At 64.0% G+C, this 3,590-nt stretch carries 3 protein-coding genes and 1 pseudogene; all 4 read left to right on the top strand.

Annotated features, from left to right (window positions below; all coding sequences use genetic code 11):
• Window positions 1-303: 303 nt before the first annotated feature.
• Window positions 304-1,596: a UDP-N-acetylglucosamine 1-carboxyvinyltransferase gene (locus QZ378_RS12440; protein ID WP_291258494.1), complete on the top strand. Its 1,293-nt coding sequence runs from the start codon at window positions 304-306 to the stop codon at window positions 1,594-1,596.
• A 117-nt stretch (window positions 1,597-1,713) separates the two neighbouring features.
• The gene (locus QZ378_RS12435; RefSeq protein ID WP_291258493.1) at window positions 1,714-2,502 is read left to right on the top strand and encodes an MBL fold metallo-hydrolase; all 789 of its coding nucleotides are present in this window, start codon (window positions 1,714-1,716) and stop codon (window positions 2,500-2,502) included.
• The gene (gene rlmH, locus QZ378_RS12430; protein ID WP_291258492.1) at window positions 2,499-2,987 is read left to right on the top strand and encodes a 23S rRNA (pseudouridine(1915)-N(3))-methyltransferase RlmH; all 489 of its coding nucleotides are present in this window, start codon (window positions 2,499-2,501) and stop codon (window positions 2,985-2,987) included. Before QZ378_RS12435 ends, rlmH begins: the two co-directional genes overlap by 4 nt.
• Before the next feature lie 126 nt (window positions 2,988-3,113).
• Window positions 3,114-3,590: pseudogene (locus tag QZ378_RS12425) on the top strand (phospho-sugar mutase); the annotation flags it as partial.

Here is a 3,590-nt window from a genome sequence, read left to right as displayed (position 1 = left end):
ATCACTGCGCGCCAATGGGTTGCGGGATTAAATTGGTAGACATCTGGTAGACATGGTTTCAAAACACAGTGCGGGTATAGAACCTGGGTAAACGGGGTATTTTGAAGGTTAGAAGGCGGCGGAAAAAAGAGAAAGAAATTTTCTTTGATTTTATCCGCAGATCTGCTATAATGTACTCGTATTGGAGCGCTCTGCCATGGAGCGTACCTGTTTTGAACATACAACGGGCCGGCGAACCTCCGGCTTTTGGGATGCTGCCGGGCCCGGAACGGGCTGCGGCGGAAGGAATAGAGGGTTGTAGCTTTGACAAAATATGTGATTCACGGCGGAAAGCCGCTTTTTGGAGAGATCGATATCAGCGGCGCAAAAAATGCCGCTGTTGCCATCATACCGGCCGCCCTTCTGGTGGACGGTGTTTGCCGCATTGAAAATATTCCCCAGATCAGCGATGTGACGCTGATCTTAAATATTCTTCAGGAGCTGGGGGCCGATGTCCGCACCGTCAACCGCACCACGGTGGACATTGACTGCTCCCATATCCGCAATTCCCGGGTGCCCGACGAGCTGGCGCGGAAAATCCGCGCCTCCTACTATCTCATCGGCGCTCTGCTGGGGCGGTTCGGCTCGGCGGAAGTGCCGCCGCCGGGCGGCTGCGACTTCGGCGGCCGCCCCATTGACCAGCACATCAAGGGCTTTGTGGCCATGGGGGCCGACGTGGACGTGCGGGGCGGCTTCATCCATGCCAAGGCCAAGTCCGGGCGGATGCTGGGCACCCAGATCTATCTGGATATTGTATCCGTGGGGGCCACCATGAACATCATGCTGGCCGCCGTGCTGGCCGATGGCATGACGGTCATTGAGAACGCCGCCAAGGAGCCCCATGTGGTGGATCTGGCCAACTTCCTCAACTCCATGGGCGCCGACATCATGGGCGCCGGCACCGATGTGATCAAAATCCGCGGGGTGGACCGCCTGAGCGGCGGCGTCTACTCCATCATTCCCGACCAGATCGAGGCGGGCACCTACATGGCGGCGGTGGCCGCCGCCGGCGGCGAGGTGCTGATTAAAAACGTGATCCCCAAGCACTTGGAGTGCATCACGGCCAAGCTGCTGGAGATGGGAGTGGACGTGGACGAGCGGGACGACGCGGTGCTGGTGCGCCGCACCGGCAGGCTCACCCGCACCAACGTGAAGACCCTGCCCTATCCCGGCTTCCCCACGGACATGCAGCCCCAGATCGCCGCGGTGCTCTGCCTGGCGGAGGGCACCAGCGTGCTCACCGAGGGCGTGTGGGACAACCGCTACCGCTATGTGGATGAGTTCCGTCGCATGGGCGCCCAGATCCAGGTGGACGGCAAGATCGCCGTCATTGAGGGGGTGGAGAGCCTCACCGGCGCCAAGATCCAGGCCTGCGACCTGCGGGCCGGGGCGGCCATGGTGATTGCCGGGCTGGCGGCCCAGGGCACTACGGAGATCAGCTGTATCCACCACATCGAGCGGGGTTATGAGGACATTGTGCGCAAGCTCTCCGGCGTGGGGGCGGACATCCGCGTGGTGGTCACCCCCGACGAGGGCAAGCAGATGCAGGTGGGATAACCCTTCAAAAAAGTTTCAAAAAGTTCAGCAGCCTGTCGAAAAGCCTTTTTGACAGGCTGGGGGGGCGCAGGCCCCCCTTTTTTATGCGATCATCTTACATAGCAAGGAGCGACTTCTGTGCTGGAACTTTGTACCCTGGCCAGCGGCTCCAGCGGCAACAGCCTGCTGGTGAGCGACGGCCGCACCCATATCCTGGTGGACGCGGGCATCTCCTGCCGCCGCATCACCAATAGTCTGAAGATGCTGGGGGTGGATCCCAAAGAGCTGGCGGGGGTGCTGATCACCCACGAGCACACCGACCACATGGCCGGACTGGCCACCCTGACCAAGCAGCTGCGGCTCCCTGTGTACGCCAGCCGGGGGACGGGGCGGCAGCTGTGCTACCGCATCGCCTTTCTGGAGGAGCTGTTCCACCCGGTGACCCCGGGGGAGGGCTTTTCTGTGGGCGGCATCGATGTGGAGAGCTTCCCCACCTCCCACGACGCGGCGGAGAGCACGGGCTACGCCCTGTCCGCCGGGGGGCGGAAGGCCGCCGTGGTCACCGACCTGGGCTACGTGACGCCGGAGGTGGAGCGGGGTATCCGGGGGGCGGATCTCCTGGTGTGCGAGGCCAACCACGACGTGGAGTGGCTCCAGGCCGGGCCATACCCCTACTATCTGAAGGCCCGGATTCTGGGCGACCGGGGCCACCTGTCCAACGAGGCGGGGGCCGAGCTGGCCTGGACGGCGGTGGCGGGGGGCGCCCGCACGGTGGTGCTGGCCCACCTGTCCCACGAGAACAACACCCCCGCCCGGGCCCATGAGGTGGTCCGCGGCCTGCTGGAGCGGCGGGGCGCGGCGGTGGGCCGGGACGTGGCCCTGGAGGTGGCCCCCCGCAACGAGGCAAGCCGGAGGTATCTGGTATGAAGGGCGTGCGCATCCAGCTCATCTGCGTGGGCAAGATGAAGGAGAAATTTTACATCGACGCGGCGGCGGAGTATGTCAAGCGCCTGTCCGCCTATTGCCGGCTCCAGGTGGTGGAGCTGCCCGAGGAGCGGCTGCCCGCCGACCCCTCCCGGGCCCAGATCGACGCCGCCCTGGAGAAGGAGGGGGCCGCCATCCGGGGCAAGCTGGCCCCCGGCGCGGCCCTAGTGGCCCTGTGTGTGGAGGGGGAGGAGAAGTCCAGCGAGACCCTGTCCAGGCTCCTGGCGGGCTGGAGCGCCGCGGGCACCGGCTCCCTGGCCTTTGTGATCGGCGGCTCCTACGGACTCCACCCCTCCCTGAAGGCGGAGGCCCGGCTGCGCCTGTCCATGTCCCCCATGACCTTCCCCCACCACCTGGCCCGGGTCATGCTGCTGGAGCAGCTCTACCGGTGCTTCAAGATCGACGAGGGCTCCAGCTATCACAAGTGAGACCCGGAATTTTCCATGATTCGTCAAAAGACGGGGTAGATATTGCTAGTTATTTGTGATATAATCACAACAGCTGGAAAGCGTTCACGCCCGAATTTTGACAGATTGGTATTGGAGGTAAGTCCCATGTCCTATCGTGATGTGTATGAGAAATGGCTCAGCAGCCCCGCCCTCAGCGAGGCGGAGAAGGAGGAGCTGCGGGGCATCGCCGGCGACGAGAAGGAGATCGAGAGCCGCTTTTTCGCCCCCCTGGAGTTCGGCACCGCCGGTCTGCGGGGCACCATGTGCGTCGGCCTGCACCAGATGAACGTCCACGTGATCCGCCACGCCACCCAGGCCTTTGCCGAAGTGATCCTGGCCGAGGGCGACGCGGCCGCCAAGCGCGGCGTGGCCGTGTGCTACGACTGCCGCAACCACTCCCAGGAGTTCGCCCGGGAGACCGCCTGCGTCATGGCGGGCAACGGCATTCCGGTGCGGATTTTTGAGTCCCTCCGCCCCACCCCGGAGCTGTCCTTCGCCGTGCGGGAGTACGGCTGCATCGCCGGCGTGAACGTCACCGCCAGCCACAACCCCAAGGAGTACAACGGCTACAAGGTCTACTGG

This window comes from Flavonifractor sp., from assembly GCF_019422385.1.
In the GTDB taxonomy this organism is placed as follows: domain Bacteria; phylum Bacillota; class Clostridia; order Oscillospirales; family Oscillospiraceae; genus Flavonifractor; species Flavonifractor avistercoris.
Note: the sequence above shows the minus strand (reverse complement) of the source record. Positions and strands in the feature narration are given on the sequence as shown.

What these genes read in the sequence shown, in the direction of transcription:
- rlmH (WP_291258492.1), top strand. Translation starts at nt 2,499, where the DNA reads ATGAAGGGCGTGCGCATCCAGCTCATCTGCGTGGGCAAGATGAAGGAG.